The organism is Nocardiopsis alba, from assembly GCF_000710955.1.
Lineage (GTDB): Bacteria > Actinomycetota > Actinomycetes > Streptosporangiales > Streptosporangiaceae > Nocardiopsis > Nocardiopsis alba.
The window spans coordinates 214,231-229,521 of sequence record NZ_BAZE01000011.1; the positions used below are offsets into that span (position 1 = coordinate 214,231).

Here is a 15,291-nt window from a genome sequence, read left to right on the forward strand (position 1 = left end):
GGCGGCCCCGGCCCTCCCGCTCACTCCGAGCGCAGCCCCTCCGGGCTCATGGTCCGCAGCAGGGCCGGGACCGCCAGGAGCGTGGTCAGCATCGCGACCACCACACCCGCGCCGGTGATGATGAGGATGTCGACCGGGGCGAAGGTCACGGGGAGGTCGACCGCGATCAGGGCCAGCGCTCCCAGGGTGGTCCCGGCCACCGCGGCCAAGACGATGCCCAAGAGCACGGGGAGCGTGGTCTGCCACAGCACCGAGGCGATCAGGGTGCGTCGCCGTGTGCCGAAGGCGGTCAGTACCGCGTGCACCCTCTTGCGTTCCCTGACCTGCTCGATCGTGCCCACCACCAGCCCGGCGGCGATCATCGACAGACAGGCGAGGGCGCCGGCGATGAGCGCGTCACGCATGTCGAGCATGTCGGGGTCGGCGACGAAGGCGACCGGGAAGAGCAGGCTGGAGGCGGGGTCCAAGGCCCTGATGGAACCCTGGAGCTCCTCCTGCATCTCGGGGACGGACGGGTCGCCCCGAAGCCACACTTCGCCCCGGACGGAGAGGCCTTCCGGTAGCCTCATGGCCTCCGGGGTGGCGAGGACGGCGTCCGGCACGGAGGCCTCCGAGTACCAGGGGTGGTCGAGCGGAGGTCCCTCGAACGTGGACCACCGCGGCACCGTCCACTCGGCGGGCTCCACCTCCTCCCCGGCGCCGACCAGCAGGGTGTCGCCGGCCTCCACCCCCGCCACGTCGCCGAAGACGTCTCCGGGGGAGCACCCCGGCAGGTCGGCCATCTCGCGCAGGGACGGGCAGTCGGCGATCACGATCCGAACGTCGGAGCCCTCGGCGGTGGCGCCCCACGTCTCCTCGTAGGCCAGGGCCTTCTCCAGCCCGGGGACCTCCGCCACGAGGGCGTCGACCTCGGCGGAGGTGGGGACCTCGCGCAGATCGGCCTGGAGTTGGTACCCGGCCGCTCCGAACTCCATCTCCTCGTACGCCTCCTCGACGGACTCCGCCTGGAACACCGTCAGCTGTTGCCAGGCGCCGGCGTACAGGCTCTGCAACGCGATGGCGCCCGCGACGGTCACCACGATCCCGGCGACGGCGCGGACGGGGCCGTCGCCCGCCGCGGCCAGACGGCGCAGGGCCAGCTGGAGGGAGAGCGGGCCGCCCGAGGCCCGGCCGAAGAGCCGGTCGAGCAGCCAGGGGAGCACGGCCGTCGTGCCGAACAGCGCGGCCAACAGGCCGGTCGCCATCAGCGGCGCCCATCCGACCCCGCCCAGATCGATCCGCATGCTCAGGAGGATGAGGGCGATGCCCGCCACGAACAGGAGGAGCCGCCACCACAGTCGAGGGCGGCGTCGCTCGGCACGGCGGACGGCGCCCAGCGGTTCGATCACCACACGGCTCAGGGAGACGAGCACCACCCACAGGGCCAGCAGGGGCACACCGAGAAGGACCAGGAGGGCGAGCACGGGATGCGGGACCACGTCGGCGGTGTACAGGCCGCTCGAGACCGGCACCGCCTCCACGATCGGGCGACCGGCGAGGAAGAGCCCGGCGCCCAGCAACAGACCGAGCGCCATCCCGGGGAGGGTCTCGCCCGCGGCGATGCGCCGGGTGGCGCCGCGGTCGGCCCCCATCAACCGCAACGCGGCCAGGCGACGGTCGCGCTTCTCACCACCGAAGCGCACCGCCGCTCCGAGGAAGACCACCACGGGGGTGAGCATGACGACCACGCCCACCACGCCGAGCAGCAGGATGACGGGTTCGTCGCTGGATCCTTGTTCACCGCCGAAACCGGGGAGCCGGCCGGCGCCGTCGTCCAGGGTCAGGTCGTCGTCGCCGAGGTAGTAGGCGAGTTCGTGCGGCCCTATGAGGCCTTCGGGGCCGATCTCTCCGATGACGGTGTGGTCGTACCCGCGTCGGAGCGCCGACCGTTCCGGGTCGTCGAGGAGTTCGGCCAGGGCCGGGGAGAGCACGATCTCTCCGGGGCCGGGGAACGTCTCCACCCCGGGCGGGAGCGGCGGGTCGTCCCCCTCCGCCCTGAGGAGTCGCCCGCGGATCATCGAGCCCTCGTACTCGGTGTCGGTGACCTTGAACAGCAGGGTGTCGTCGCCCGGGGGAGGCGGCGGGTACTCCGCCACCTGGTAGTCCATACGCTCGGCGTTCCGTTCCCCCAGGTTGTCCAGGATGACCGGAAGGGAGGCGGCCAGGAGGAGGGCGGCGGTGGCGATGCCCACCCCGAGCGCCGTCAGCAGGGTCCTGGCCACGACCTCACGGCCTCCGCGCAGCGAGAGCCGCGCGCCCAGCCGGAGGTCCTTGAGGAAGGACGATCGGGACCGTCCGCGTCGGGCCCCGGTGGGCGGGTCCTCGCGCGGGCTCATCCGACCCCTCCGAGGTCCCGGGTACGGCCGTCGCGCACGACGACCTCCCGGTCGGCGTAGGCGGCGACCCGGGCCTCGTGCGTCACCACGACCACGGCGGCCCCGCTCTCCCGGGCGGCGTCGGTGAGCAGGCGGATCACCCGTTCGCCGTTCAGGGAGTCGAGCGCGCCGGTGGGCTCGTCGGCGAAGACCACCCGGGGGCGGGTGACCAGGGCCCGGGCCACCGCGACCCGTTGGCCCTCGCCGCCCGAGCACTCGCCCGGGGTCTTCGCGGCGAGGTCGCCCACGCCCAGGCGGTCCAGCCAGTGGGCGGCGGTGCGTTCGGCCCGGCGTCGGGACTCCCCGTCCAGGCGCAGGGGGAGCGCGACGTTCTCCAGACAGGAGAGCTCGGGGACGAGCTGACCGAACTGGAAGAGGAAGCCGAACTCGGTCCGACGCAGGGCGCTCAGTTCGGTGTCGGAGGCGGTCGTGAGGTCGGTGCCGTCGTATTCGATCCGGCCTTCGTCGGGGCGCACCACACCGGCGAGGCAGTGCAGCAGCGTGGACTTTCCGGAGCCGGAGGGGCCCATGACGGCCACGATCTCTCCGGGGTAGAGGGTGAGGGAGGCGTCCAGCAGGGCGGGTGTGGGGCCGAAGGAGCGGCTCACCCCGGAGGCGGTGAGCAGGGGGACGGCGGAGGAGGAAGGGGTTCCACCGGGGTGGGGGGAGAGGTCGGTGGTCACCGGCGGACCTCCTTCGCCAGGTCGTTCAGCCGGGCGGCGGTGAGCTCCAGCCAGCGCAGGTCGGCCTCCAGATGGAAGAGGGCGTGGTCGCAGATGAGCTGCTCGGCGAGGTCGCCCTCGCTCTTGCGGCGGGTGAACTCCCGCATCCGACGCAGATGTTCGACGCGTTGGACGTCGAGGATCTCGTCGGCCGGGCGGCCGGTGAGCAGGGCGAGCACGACCTTCGTGTAGAGGGTGCTCTGGAGGTAGGGCTCGGGGCTCTCGGGTCGGGACAGCCACCGTTCGACGTCGGTGACCCCCGCGTCGGTGACGGCGTAGCGCTTGCGTTCGGGGCCCGAGCCGGCCTCGACCGATTCGATCTCCACCAGACCGTTCTTCAGCAGGCGGGAGAGGGTGGCGTACACCTGCCCGTAGGCGAGGGGGCGCCTGGTGGCGAAGCGTTCGTCGTAGGCGTTCTTGAGGTCGTAGCCGTGTTGGGGGCTGCGCTCCAACAGGCCGAGGAGGGTGGTTCCCAGGGACATGATCGTGACTATACACAACGTCTATACACATCATGTATAGCTGGCTGCGGGTGGATCGGGCGCACGTCGGTGAGGGGGCGGCCGGGCCCGAAGGTCACGTGGGCGGGGCCGTGGTGAGAAGGCCCGCCCCGGGCCGGCGAGGCCCGGGGCGGGAGGGATCAGCGGGGGTCGGTCCGGTTTCCGGGCAGCCCGTGCAGGTGGGGTCTGGCGGGCTCGGCGGCACGGGCCGCGCGGCGCAGCCGGTGCCAGGAGGTGGCCCAGCGCAGACGTTCGCCCTCGTCGGTGCCGACGCAGGCGGTCACGAAGGCCATGAGGAACACGTAGCCGGGCAGCTCGGTGCCCTCCAGAGCGCGCTGGAACTTGTCGGCGGCGACCACGCCGCCGCACTTGTACTCCAGTTCGAGATAGGACCAGCCGCCCGCCCAGGCGAGATAGCGGCGCATGGTCAGCAGGAACTCCTCCGGAGTACGGGCGTCCGCCGGGTTGGGGCGGTCGTCCGCTTCGGGGGTCTCGGGTTCCGGTTCCGATCTCACGGGTTCGATATGGGCACGCTGGGGCCGACCGTCCCGGGAGAACGCTCGGTTGGGACCGGTCGGTTCGAGGACGCCAGGGACACTCACTCGGTCTCCTTTTCGGCGGTCACCACGACGGCCGAGGACATGGAAATACACTCACCCGCACCCGTGATACACGGGTGGGGACAAAGGGGGTTCTGTGATCACCGATCGGCGGATGGGGATGTTGTGGCGTGAACACCGACCGATCGGTTACAGGGAAATCTACCGGATGAAGGCGACACACGAAAGCGCCTGGTGTCCGGGTCTGTGAGAGGCGTTGGTCTCTTTCGCTCGGGCCCTACGGTCCGCTAGGGGGCCCTCTCTCGATCTTTTTTCGGGAAAGAACACCAAAGGTGACCTGGGGTGCCACGGAAAGTGATCACAAAGCCGAGTGTATTCATTTACCCGTCCCGCTCGGGCGTGTCGGGAAAGACGATCTTTCTGAACTCTAGAAAAGGTTGACCGAAACCATTAATTAAGGACGACCGAAACTAGGGGGTCCACCAGAGCGCGGTGGCGTCGTCCCGGACCTTGCCCCGGGGGAAGCGACGACACGTCGGATCGTCCGACTCCAAGGCGCGGACCCGCTCCACCAGAGCCCGGGGCCCCAGGTCACGGGCCATGGCGAAGGCCTCACGCCAGGACAGGTCCCCGAAGACCTCCACCGAGCGACTCGCCCCGTCGGACATCGCGAGAAAGGGACCTCGGGGGAGGGTTCCGGTCAGGGCCTCCTCCGCCGCGCGAGGGTCGGCCCCGGCGGTCCAGAAGCCCCCGGGGACGTTCCGCCACGCGCGGATCGCCGTTCCGGGCTCCACACGGGGCCGCAGATCGTCCAACCGGGTATCGGCCACCAGCCTGAGTCCGCCCCGCTCCTCGGCCAGCAGCACCGAGTCGGACAGCACCAGGTACTCCAGTTCGTCCCCGTCGATCCGGACGGCGATCACCGTCGCCGAGGGGGTCTCCCGGTTCCCGAGGTCGCAGATCCCCTCGTGCGACGCGGACACCGTGGTGATCGCCTCCGCCAACGCGTCCCGCAGGTAGAGACCCGCGTCGATCCCGGCCAACAGCAGCGCCCCGAGTCTGCGAACGTGCCAGGCCACCCCGTGGGAGCAGCCGTTCTCGATGTCCGTCGGAGCGCTGACACCGTCGAGCAGTACCGCCGCGGAGGCGGTCACCGCGGCGAAGTCCTCGTTGGGGCGGTCGGGGGAGGCGGCTTCGGTGGCGAGGAGGAAGGGCACGGGCCACGTCCTACCCGAGGGGAGGGATCGCACTCTCCCCGAAGGGGGTCGTCCGGCTCACATCGCCTTCGATACGGGCGATGCGGGCACCGCGCACAACGAGGGCCGCCCCTCCCGGCGAGGGAGGGACGGCCCGGGGTCGAGGGTCAGCGCACCACCACGGTGGCGTGCTCTTCCAGGTGGCCCTGCTCCCAGAGCCAGTCCATGGCGGCCAGGCTCACCCGTGCGCAGCCCTTGGAGGCCGGCTGGGCGGGGACGCTGGGGTAGCCGTGCACGGCGATGCCGCCGTTGAAGTACTTGGGCCGGTACAGCGCACCGTAGGGCCCCGGGTCCCAGGAGTCGACGCCGCGGAAGACGGCGAAGGTGCCCTCCGGGGTGGTGGCGATCCGCTCATCGCCGTCGGAGCCCTCATAGGGCTGTCCGGAACCGGTCGACGTGTGGATGACACTGTTCAGTTCACCGTCGACGACCACCAGCAGGAGTTGGCGCTCGAGGTCGATCTCCACCGCCGTTCCCGAGGAGGTGGGGGTGGGGACGGTGCCCTCGGCGAGCGCGGCGCGGGTGGCCGGACCCACGATGCCGTCCCGGTCGATGCCGGCGGCCTTCTGGAGGGCGATGACGGCGTGCTCTGTGTGCATGCCGAACTGGCCGTCCACGCCGTCGATCCAGTAGCCGAGTTCGCTCAGGCGCTCCTGAAGGGCGGTCACCTGGTCGCCGGTGTCACCGGTGCGCAGGTCCGAGGTGATGGCCGAGGCGCTCTCGGCGACGGGGGAGGAGGCGGGGGCGGTCGGGGCGGCGTGCGCGGGGGAGGCGAGCAGCGCTCCGCTCAGGGCCAGGGCGCAGGCCGGGCCGAGGAGAAGGGTCGTTCGGGCGGCGTTCCGTCTGAAGGGGGTTCGGGGGGAGACCATACGTTCCATTTACCCACAGAACCCGTTCTCTCGCCCCCTCGACCCCCGAATCCGTGAGAGGCGGAACACCCGGCGGAGCGAGGGATCCGGAGCCTCGAGAGGTTCCGGATCCCTCGGCGCAGGTCAGGCCCGCGCCTCGCTCTTCGCACGGCCGCCGTGGACGCAGCGGCGCATCAACAGGTCCAGAGGGCCGGGTCGGCCCCGGGCCGCGAGGAGGGCGGCCAGCACGAGGGAGATCGACCAGACGAGAGCGGCCACCAGGAGGGCACCGGCGGACCCCACCTCGGAGCCCAGACCGACCAGGTCCGGGTGGAGGAGGATCGCGACCAGCACCGAATTCAACAGGTAGAAGGTGAGCGAGCGCTTGCCCATCGCCGCGACGGCCCGGACCGCCGGCCCCGGGTCCGCCTCCAGCCGGGTCCCCCAGAGGGCGAACAGGGCCGCGTAGCCCGCGCCGCCCAGGACACCGGTGAGCACCTGCGCCCCCATGAACAGCCCACCGGTGACCGCGTCCGGGGACAGGTATCCGAGGGAGGTGAGCGCGGAGGGCACCGCGCCCAGCACGGACAGGCCGACGCCGAACACGGCGACCTTGACGAGCAGGCCCCGGTGCGCGGCCGGGTCGTCCAACAGACCCGCGCGCCCGGCCAGGTAACCGAGGACCACCAGCAGCAACAGCGGGAAGGCGACCGCGATGAACAGGGGGCCGAACGGCAGGAAGACCAGACGTTCGATCCAGTCCCCGGCGGTCAGGTAACCGGGCAGGGCGAACTCCACCTCGCCGCCCTGCGACTCGCCCATGTTCATACCGATGAACGCGAGCGGCACGGTGGCGACGTAGAACACCGCGAACACCACCGCCGCCCGCACGATCGTCCGGTTCGAACGCAACAGTAGCCGGCCGGTCACCAACGCGGCCAGCCCGTAGGAGGCGAGGATCTCGCCGGGGAAGACGAGGAAGGCGTGGACGGCACCGAAGAGCAGGAGGAAGAACCCCCGGCGGCGGAGCAGACGGCGGATCTCCCGCTCGGAGGTGCCCCGGGCGCTCTGTCGGGCGACCATCCAGGCCATCCCGTAGCCGAAGAGGATCGCGAACATCGGGAAGGCCCGATTGTCCAGGAAGAGTGTGGTGAACAGGGCCGCGATCCGGTCCTGGAGGGGGTCGGCGGACACGTCCGTGCCGAAACCACCGCCCGCGTACACACCGGCGTAGGCCATGGCGATGAGCAGGAGCATGGCCCCGCGCGCGAGGTCCGGGGCCAGGCGACGGGGCGAGGCGGGTGGGAGCCCGGGGTCGACCGGACCGCCCGCTTGTATCGACATGTCGACTTTCCTCTCTCGTGGCGGGTACCGCACCCTGTCTTCGCGTTCCGGCGGAGGGGCCCGAGGGGCGGGCGCGCGGCGGTCTCCACCGGAGCTCCAGTGTCCCGACGGGGCGCTTCGGAGGCATCGGTCGACCGGCCGGCCCTTCGACCGGTTCGACGGGCGCGCGGGTCGGTCGTTCGGCCACGGGGGACGGCCGGTCGGAGCGGTGAGGACGGTTCGGGGGAGACGGGTGGGGCGATCGGTGGAAAGCGGGTAGATCGAGGGAACGGCGTCCGGCCAACCGAGCGCCGGTCCGAGGGATCCCCGACGACCCGGGAGGCGGCATGAGCCGGTTCTTCATGAACGAGCGCGAGACCCTGGTACGACAGGCGGTGGAGGGCCTCGTCGAGACCCACGGCGACCTGGTCGACGCGCATACGGACCCCCTGTTCGTCACACGACGCGAACCGGCCGCCGGGAAGGTCGCCCTGATCTCGGGCGGCGGGTCCGGTCACGAACCCCTGCACACCGGGTTCGTGGGGTACGGCATGCTCGACGCGGCCGTACCCGGCGAGGTGTTCGCCAGCCCCACGGCCCTCCAGGTGCGCGCGGCGATCCGGGCCGCCGACTCCGGCGAGGGCACGGTGATGATCGTCAAGAACTACACCGGTGACGTCCTCAACTTCTCCATCGCCGCCGAACTCCTCGCGGAGACGCACCGGGTCGAACGGGTACTGGTCGACGACGATCTCGCCACCCAGAGCGAGGACGACGGAGGCCCCGGTCGTCGGGGGACCGCGGCGGTCGTCGCGGTGGAGAAGATCTGCGGGGCCGCCGCCGAGGCCGGAGCGCCGATCACCGAGGTCCGCGACCTGGGCCGCGAGGTGGTATCGCGGTCGGCGACCCTCGGCATCGCGTTCGAGGCGTGCACCCACCCCATGAGCGGCCTCCGCTCCTTCGACCTGGAACCGGGGGAGATGGAGTTCGGGGTGGGGATCCACGGAGAGCGGGGGATCGAGACCCGGCCGGTCACCGAGGCGGCCTCGATGGTCGAAGCCCTCGTCACGCCCCTGATGGAGCGGCTGGGCGTCCGTCAGGGGGACGTGGTGTCGATGATCGTCAACGGCCTGGGCGCCACCCACGGCCTGGAGTTGTCGGTGGCGGCGCATGAGGCGCGCCGGGTCCTGGGAGGTCGGGGCGTCCGCGTCGCCCGCTCCCTGGTCGGCCCGTACGTGACCTCGTTGGACATGAAGGGGCTGTCGATCACGCTCACCGCGATGACCGACGGGCTCGTGGAGTTGTGGGACGCGCCGGTACGGACCCCGGCGCTGGTCTGGTGAGGGGAGCGGTGGAGATGACCGAGGGAACGAGGGCCGAGGCCGAACTGAGCGGCGAGGCGGCCAAGGCGTGGCTGACCGTGTTCTCCGACCGGGTGGCCGCCGGTGTGGACGAGCTGACCGACCTGGACCGCAGAGCGGGGGACGGCGACTTCGGATGGAACATCGGTTCCGCGCTCGAACGCGCCCGTGCGGGGTTGGACGGTGACGACCGGACCGGGGAGAACCCGGCCCGGGTGTTCCAGACCGTGTCCGACGCCTTCCTGGCCTCGGGCGGAACGAGCGGCCCGCTGTTCGGCCTGTGGTTCGGTCGACTGGGCGCGGGGCCCGAGAGGCCCTGGTCCGTCGTCGATCTGGGAGCGGCCTTCGGCACGGCCACCGAGGCGGTCCGACGACTCGGCGGGGCCGAGGTGGGCCACAAGACCATGGTCGACGCGATGGTGCCGGCCACCGACGCGCTCACCTCCGGTACCTCGGACACCTGGCGCGAGGCCGTGGCGGAGGCGGCCCGCGCCGCCCGCGCGGGGGCCGACTCCACCGGCGGGATGATCGCCCGCAGGGGCCGGGCCAGCTATCTGGGCGAGCGGGCCCAGGACGTGCTGGACCCCGGGGCGGTGGCCGTGGCCTGGTTCTTCGAGGCGGCCGAGGACGTGTGAACGACGACGCCCGGGGGAGCGCGGAGGCCCGTGGACCCCCGGGCGGACCGGCTCGGTAGGCTCCCGTTCGAAAGAGCGAACGAGGGGGCCGACGTGGGTACCGAGGGCAGGACCGTGAACGACCACAAGGTCGTCGTGATCACCGGGGCCGGGGCGGGGATCGGGCGGGTCACCGCTCGCCGTCTGCTCGACGACGGCCACTCCGTGGTGCTGGCCGGCCGTCGACGCGAGACGTTGGAGGAGACCGCGGACGGGCGCCCCGGCGCGAGCGTGGTCGAGACCGACGTGACCTCCTCGGAGTCGGTCCGGGCGCTGTTCCGCGCGGTGCGCGAACGGTACGGGCGGGTGGACGTGCTGTTCAACAACGCCGGGGTGTTCGGCGCGACCGCCTCGGTGGACGAGATCACCGACGAGGCCTGGCGAGAGGCCCTCGACACCAACGTCACCGGATCCCTGTACTGCGCGCGCGAGGCCGCCGCGATGATGCGGGAGCAGGAGCCCGGCGGCGGACGGATCATCAACAACGGTTCCGTCTCCGCGCACGTGCCCCGCCCCTCCAGCGTGGCCTACACGGTGAGCAAGCACGCGATCAGCGGCCTCACCGCCTCCATGAACCTGGACCTGCGCGCCCACGGCATCGCCTGTACCCAGATCGACATCGGCAACGCCGCCACCGCCATGACCGCGGGGATCGGCGCCAACGCCCGCCAGGCGGACGGTTCGGTCCGGCCCGAACCCACCATCGACGCGGGTCACGTCGCCGACACGATCGCGCACATCGTGTCCCTGCCGTTGGACGTCAACGTCCCCTCCCTCACGGTCATGGCCAGGGAGATGCCCTTCGCCGGACGCGGGTGAGCCGGCGGGGGTGGTGGGACGTTCGCCCCACCATCCCCGCCCGAGCCGTGCTAACGTCGCTTCTTCGCGGCGACCCGGACCTGGCCCCTCGGCCCAGGGACGTGCCGAATGCACGTTCTCGATCCGCCAAGGGGAGCCGCGTCCATGCGTGTCCACCTCGCGGTGTACGCCCGAGGGCTACGCCGTCATTCCACCTATCGCGCCGCCACCGCGGCCGGTGCCCTCACCAACGCCGTCTTCGGCGCCATCAACGCGATGGTGTTGCTCGCCGTGTTCGAGGCGCGCCCACAGATCAACGGCTACGACGCCGGTGACGCCGTCACCCAGGTCTTCGTGGGGCAGATGCTCCTGACCGTCACCATGATCATCAGCCTCACCCCCTCCCTCGACCTCGCGGAGCACATCCGTACCGGTGAGATCGCCACCGATCTGCTCCGTCCGCTCTCCCTCCAGGGATGGTGGCTCTCCCAGGACCTGGGAAGGGCCACGTTCGGCCTCCTCTTCCGAGGGGCCCCGGTCTTCGCGGTCGGCCTGATCCTGTTCGACGCGACCCTCCCCGGCGGGGTGGGCGACGCCCTGGCCTTCCTCGTATCGGTGGCGCTCGCCGCCCTGGTCGGCTTCGGTCTGCGCTATCTGTACTCGCTCAGCGGGTTCTGGGTCCTCGACACCCGCGGGGTGTGGATGGTGACCGGTCTGATCGGCCCCATCGCCGCCGGGATGCTGTTGCCGCTGGCGCTGTTCCCCACGGCGATCGGCGACACGCTTCGTCTGCTGCCCTGGGCGTCGATGGTGCAGATCCCCACCGAGATCCTCCTGGGCAAGGACACCCTGCCGGGCGGTGGCGCGTTCGGCGGGCTGGCGCTCCAGGCCTTCTGGGCGGTCGTCCTGCTCGCTCTGGGCGCGTGGCTCACCACCGTCGCCACGCGCAGGGTGGTGGTCCAGGGTGGCTGACACGAACGTCCCCGCCCGGTCGGGCCCGGAGCGTCCTCGTGTCGGGGACCTCCTCCGCCCGTTCCGGGACTACCGGCTGCTGGCCTGGACGTGGGTGCGCTCCGCGGCCCAGTACCCGCTCTCCATGATCCTCATGTCGCTGGCCGTCGCGGTGAGCGTCCTCACCCAGGCCAGCGCGGTGATCATCCTGTTCGGCCACGCGGGCTCCCTCTCCGGGTTCACCGTGTACGAGGGGTTGATGGTGTTCGCCCTGGCGGCGAGCGCCTTCGGGATCGCGGACCTGTTCATCGGCTCGGTGGAACGTCTCGGCCGGCACATCCGCACCGGTTCCCTCGACGCCATGCTCATCCGCCCGGTCTCCCCGCTGATCCAACTGGCGGCGGACGAGTTCTCCCCGCGCAGGCTCGGCAAGGTCGTCCCCGCCCTGATGCTCCTGGGCGTCTCCCTGGTCGGCGCCGACATCGAGTGGACGGTGGCCAAGGCGCTGCTGCTACCGACGATGTTGCTCTCCGGGGTCCTGATCTGCGGGGCGATCTGGGTGATCACCGCCTGTCTCCAGTTCTTCGTCGCCGACGCCCGGGAGGCCGCCAACACGCTCACCTACGGCGGGCAGGCCCTCTCCGAGTACCCCCTGGCGATCTACGGGGCCGAGATCGTCCGGTCGGTCACCTACGTGGTCCCTCTCGCCTTCATCAGTTGGCAGCCGGCGCTGTTCGTCCTGGACCGGTCGGATCCGCTCGGCATGCCCGAGGGCCTGCGTTACGCGGGTCCCTTCGTCGCCGTCCTCCTCTGCGTCTGCGCCGCCCTGGTCTGGCGGTTCGGACTGCGCCACTACCGATCCACCGGGAGTTGAGCCATGACCTCGAACGAGAACACGAACCGGGCTCCCGAACGGGGGCCGATCATCGAGGCGGTCGGTCTGGGGCGAGACTACGTGCGCTCCGAAGGCCCCTTCCTGCGCAGGACCCGACGCCGGATCGCCGCGGTCGAGGACGTCACCTTCACGGTCCGTCCCGGAGAGATCGTGGGCTATCTGGGACCCAACGGCGCCGGTAAGTCGAGCACGATGAAGATGCTCACCGGCATTCTCACCCCCACCTCGGGCACGGTGCGGGTGGCCGGGATGGAGCCCTCGCGCCACCGGACCCGGCTGGCCCGGGAGATCGGCGTCGTGTTCGGCCAGCGCACCACCCTGTGGTGGGACCTTCCGCTGCGCGAGAGCCTGACGTTGACCCGACACCTGTACCGGGTCCCCGCCGACCTCCACGCCGAGCGTCTGGCCGAGCTCACCGAACTCCTCGAACTCGGCCCCTTCCTGGACACCCCGGTGCGGCAGCTCAGCCTCGGTCAGCGCATGCGGGGCGACCTCACCGCGGCCCTCCTGCACGCCCCGAGCCTGTTGGTCCTGGACGAGCCGACCATCGGCCTGGACGTGGTGAGCAAGTCGACCATCCGCGAGTTCCTGCTGAGGATCAACGCCGAGCGCGGCACCACCATCCTCATCACCACCCACGACCTGGGCGACGTGGAGCGTCTCTGCGATCGGGTGATGGTGATCGACCACGGACGGCTGGCCTTCGACGGAGGGCTCTCGGAGCTGCGCGCCACCGTCCCCACCCCGCGGGTCCTGGTGGTCGACCTGGCCGCGCCGGTCCCGGAGATCGAGGTGGAGGGGGCCCGTGCCGTTCGGGTCGAGGGGCCGCGGCAGTGGCTGGAACTGGCCGACAACCCGGCCCGGGTGATCGAGAGGGTGGCGCGGGACCACGAGGTGGTCGATCTGACCCTCCGCGAACCCGACATCGAGACGGTCGTATCGGCCCTCTACCGGGGCGCGGCCCCCGAACGGGGCGCCCTCGCCTCCTGAGGGCCGGCCCGGCGGGCCGGGCGGTGTCGCGCCCGGCCCGCCCCTCTCGGGCCGAACGCGTTTTCGTTGCGTTGTTCCGTCACGACGGAGTCGCGTCACGGACGATACGCGCGTGCCGTTTCGTCGCCCCCGGGGCGATCGTGGCCATTCCGCCCAGGGTGACGAAACGAACGGATCGGGCCCGGAAAGGGTCCGCTCACGCTCGGCTATGGAACGCTCAGAGGGTGCTCACACCGGGCTCCGGGTCCGGAACGGGGACCCGCCAGGTCAGCACCGTGCCCGTGAGCTCGCCGCGCCGCGCGGTGAAGCCGCCGCCCAGCGCCCGGGCGCGCTCGTCCAGATTGCGCAGACCACTGCGGCGCCCCTCCTCGGGCAGCCCCACACCGTTGTCCGTGATCGTCAGTGTCAACGCGGTGGGTCTCCCGGTCACCGCCATCTCCTCCACGACGACCGAGACGTGCACCTCCGTGGCGTGGGCGTGCCGGGCCACGTTGGTCAGCCCCTCGCCCAGCACCGCCAACAACTGCTCGCCGACCTCGTCCGGGACCAGTGCGTCGATCGGCCCGTCCAGGCTCACCCCCGGATGGCAGCCGAGGCTGTGCGCGGTGTTCTCCGCCAACCTCAGGATCCGTCCGCGCAGGGAGGTGTCCCGTCGGCTCGGCGGATTCTGGAGGTCGAAGATGGTCGAGCGGATCTCCCTGATGGTGCCGTCCAGCTCGTCGATGGTGCGCTGGACCCGTTCCTCCGCTTCGGAGGAGCCGATCAGGCGGACCGTGCTCATCAGGGTCATCGCCGAGGCGAACAGACGCTGGATGACCACGTCGTGCAGGTCCTTGGCGATGCGGTCGCGCTCCTCCAGCACCACGAGCCGCTCGGTGTCCCGACGCGCCTCGGCCAGCTCCAACGCCACCCCGGCCTGGGCCGAGAACGAGTGCAGCATCCGTCGGATGTTGGAGTCGAACGGGGCCCGCTCGGTCAGTTTGCCCAACAGCAGGACCCCGCGCGTGTTACCGGGCGTGCCCAACGGCACGAGCAGCCCCGGGCCGTAGCCCCGGTGCGTCAGCATCGGGCAGTTGGCCTGGTGCAGATCGGGGATGGCCATGGCCTCGCCGGTCTCGTACACCCGGCCGCAGGCGGAGTCGTGGATGTCCACGGGGGTCCCGAGGATCTCCTGGGCGATGGGCCCGTCGGCGATCTCGGCGAACAGGTGCCCCCGCGCGTGCGGGTCCGGCAGCATCACCACGGCGGTGTCCGCCCCGGCGATCTCCCGGGCCTGGGCCGCCATGTAGGCCAACACCTCGTTGGTGTCGGCCCCCGACAGCAGCCGGGTGGTGATCTCGGTGGAGGCGCCCAGCCATCGTTCGCGCAGCCGGGTCTCCTCGTACAGGCGGGCGTTCTCGATGGCCACGCCGGCGGCGGTCGCCAGCGCGGTGACCATCGCCTCGTCCTCCCGGTCGAAGTCGCCGCCGTTCTCCTTCTCGGACAGGTAGAGGTTGCCGAACACCTCGTCGCGGACCTGGATCGGTACCCCGAGGAACCCCGCCCTTCCGGGGAGGTCGTCGGAGAGGTGTCCCAGGTCCGAATGGTCGGGAAGGTCGGAGTAGTGGAGCGCCGAACCCCCGTGGGAGGGCGCGCTCGGCACGTTCGGGGCGCGGCCGATCCGTTCGGCCTGTTCCCGGCTCAGTCCGACGGCGATGAACTCGGTGAAGCCGCCGTCCTCGCCGATCACGCCGAGTCCGGCGAACCTGGCGCCCGCGAGGTGGGCGGCGGCCTCCGTCAACCTGCGCAGGACGGTGGCCAGGTCCAGGTCGCCACCGATGGTCAGTACCGCCTGGAGCAGGGAGTCCACCCGTCCTTGGGCGGACAGTCCCGGGTTCGTTCGGGAACGCATCTCGGCGAGAAGCTCGCCCAGGGGTTGTGGGGACACCAGGGGCCGTGGGGACAACCGGTGGCTCTGAGGGATCTCGGTCATGTGTGGGTCAACCTCCGCAGAGCCGTT

Annotated in this window: 14 protein-coding genes; 6 read left to right on the plus strand and 8 right to left on the minus strand. The window is 71.3% G+C overall.

Annotated features, from left to right (window positions below):
• Window positions 1-20 precede the first annotated feature (20 nt).
• The 7 genes from TR33_RS19875 to TR33_RS19905 all read right to left on the minus strand — a co-directional run bounded on the left by TR33_RS19875 (window position 21) and on the right by TR33_RS19905 (window position 7,644).
• Window positions 21-2,375 carry an FtsX-like permease family protein gene (locus tag TR33_RS19875; protein ID WP_042284672.1) on the minus strand — a complete coding sequence of 785 codons (2,355 nt, stop codon included), beginning with the start codon at window positions 2,373-2,375 and terminating at the stop codon, window positions 21-23.
• On the minus strand, window positions 2,372-3,097 hold the full coding sequence (locus TR33_RS19880) for an ABC transporter ATP-binding protein (protein WP_017534329.1): 726 nt from the start codon (window positions 3,095-3,097) through the stop codon (window positions 2,372-2,374). Before TR33_RS19880 ends, TR33_RS19875 begins: the two co-directional genes overlap by 4 nt.
• Window positions 3,094-3,618 carry a PadR family transcriptional regulator gene (locus TR33_RS19885; RefSeq protein WP_014908322.1) on the minus strand — a complete coding sequence of 175 codons (525 nt, stop codon included), beginning with the start codon at window positions 3,616-3,618 and terminating at the stop codon, window positions 3,094-3,096. The genes TR33_RS19880 and TR33_RS19885 overlap by 4 nt, the downstream gene beginning before the upstream one ends.
• Before the next feature lie 158 nt (window positions 3,619-3,776).
• The gene (locus tag TR33_RS19890) at window positions 3,777-4,238 is read right to left on the minus strand and encodes a hypothetical protein (protein ID WP_017534330.1); all 462 of its coding nucleotides are present in this window, start codon (window positions 4,236-4,238) and stop codon (window positions 3,777-3,779) included.
• 428 nt (window positions 4,239-4,666) lie between these two features.
• Window positions 4,667-5,413: a hypothetical protein gene (locus TR33_RS19895; protein WP_014908656.1), complete on the minus strand. Its 747-nt coding sequence runs from the start codon at window positions 5,411-5,413 to the stop codon at window positions 4,667-4,669.
• 146 nt (window positions 5,414-5,559) lie between these two features.
• Window positions 5,560-6,321: a L,D-transpeptidase family protein gene (locus TR33_RS19900; RefSeq protein ID WP_014913200.1), complete on the minus strand. Its 762-nt coding sequence runs from the start codon at window positions 6,319-6,321 to the stop codon at window positions 5,560-5,562.
• Between the two features lie 123 nt (window positions 6,322-6,444).
• Window positions 6,445-7,644 carry a DUF418 domain-containing protein gene (locus TR33_RS19905; protein WP_017534333.1) on the minus strand — a complete coding sequence of 400 codons (1,200 nt, stop codon included), beginning with the start codon at window positions 7,642-7,644 and terminating at the stop codon, window positions 6,445-6,447.
• 326 nt (window positions 7,645-7,970) lie between these two features.
• Here TR33_RS19905 and TR33_RS19910 point away from each other — a divergent pair, with 326 nt between their 5' ends.
• From TR33_RS19910 to TR33_RS19935, 6 genes are all read left to right on the plus strand, one after another.
• On the plus strand, window positions 7,971-8,966 hold the full coding sequence (locus TR33_RS19910) for a dihydroxyacetone kinase subunit DhaK (protein ID WP_017534334.1): 996 nt from the start codon (window positions 7,971-7,973) through the stop codon (window positions 8,964-8,966).
• A 14-nt stretch (window positions 8,967-8,980) separates the two neighbouring features.
• Window positions 8,981-9,619, plus strand: a complete 639-nt coding sequence (locus TR33_RS19915; RefSeq protein WP_193789607.1) for a DAK2 domain-containing protein — start codon at window positions 8,981-8,983, stop codon at window positions 9,617-9,619.
• A gap of 114 nt (window positions 9,620-9,733) precedes the next feature.
• Window positions 9,734-10,477 (plus strand): SDR family oxidoreductase, encoded by a 744-nt coding sequence (locus TR33_RS19920; protein ID WP_036568032.1) that lies wholly within the window; start codon window positions 9,734-9,736, stop codon window positions 10,475-10,477.
• A gap of 144 nt (window positions 10,478-10,621) precedes the next feature.
• Window positions 10,622-11,428 (plus strand): ABC transporter permease, encoded by an 807-nt coding sequence (locus tag TR33_RS19925; protein ID WP_042284674.1) that lies wholly within the window; start codon window positions 10,622-10,624, stop codon window positions 11,426-11,428.
• A complete protein-coding gene (locus tag TR33_RS19930) occupies window positions 11,421-12,281 on the plus strand; it encodes an ABC transporter permease (RefSeq protein WP_042284677.1) in 861 nt (286 codons plus the stop codon). The genes TR33_RS19925 and TR33_RS19930 overlap by 8 nt, the downstream gene beginning before the upstream one ends.
• A 3-nt stretch (window positions 12,282-12,284) precedes the next feature.
• Window positions 12,285-13,292 carry an ABC transporter ATP-binding protein gene (locus TR33_RS19935; RefSeq protein WP_042284679.1) on the plus strand — a complete coding sequence of 336 codons (1,008 nt, stop codon included), beginning with the start codon at window positions 12,285-12,287 and terminating at the stop codon, window positions 13,290-13,292.
• Between the two features lie 217 nt (window positions 13,293-13,509).
• Here TR33_RS19935 and TR33_RS19940 read toward each other — a convergent pair whose 3' ends face one another.
• Window positions 13,510-15,264, minus strand: coding sequence for a GAF domain-containing sensor histidine kinase (locus TR33_RS19940; protein ID WP_042284683.1), 1,755 nt, complete (start codon window positions 15,262-15,264; stop codon window positions 13,510-13,512).
• Between the last annotated feature and the right edge of the window lie 27 nt (window positions 15,265-15,291).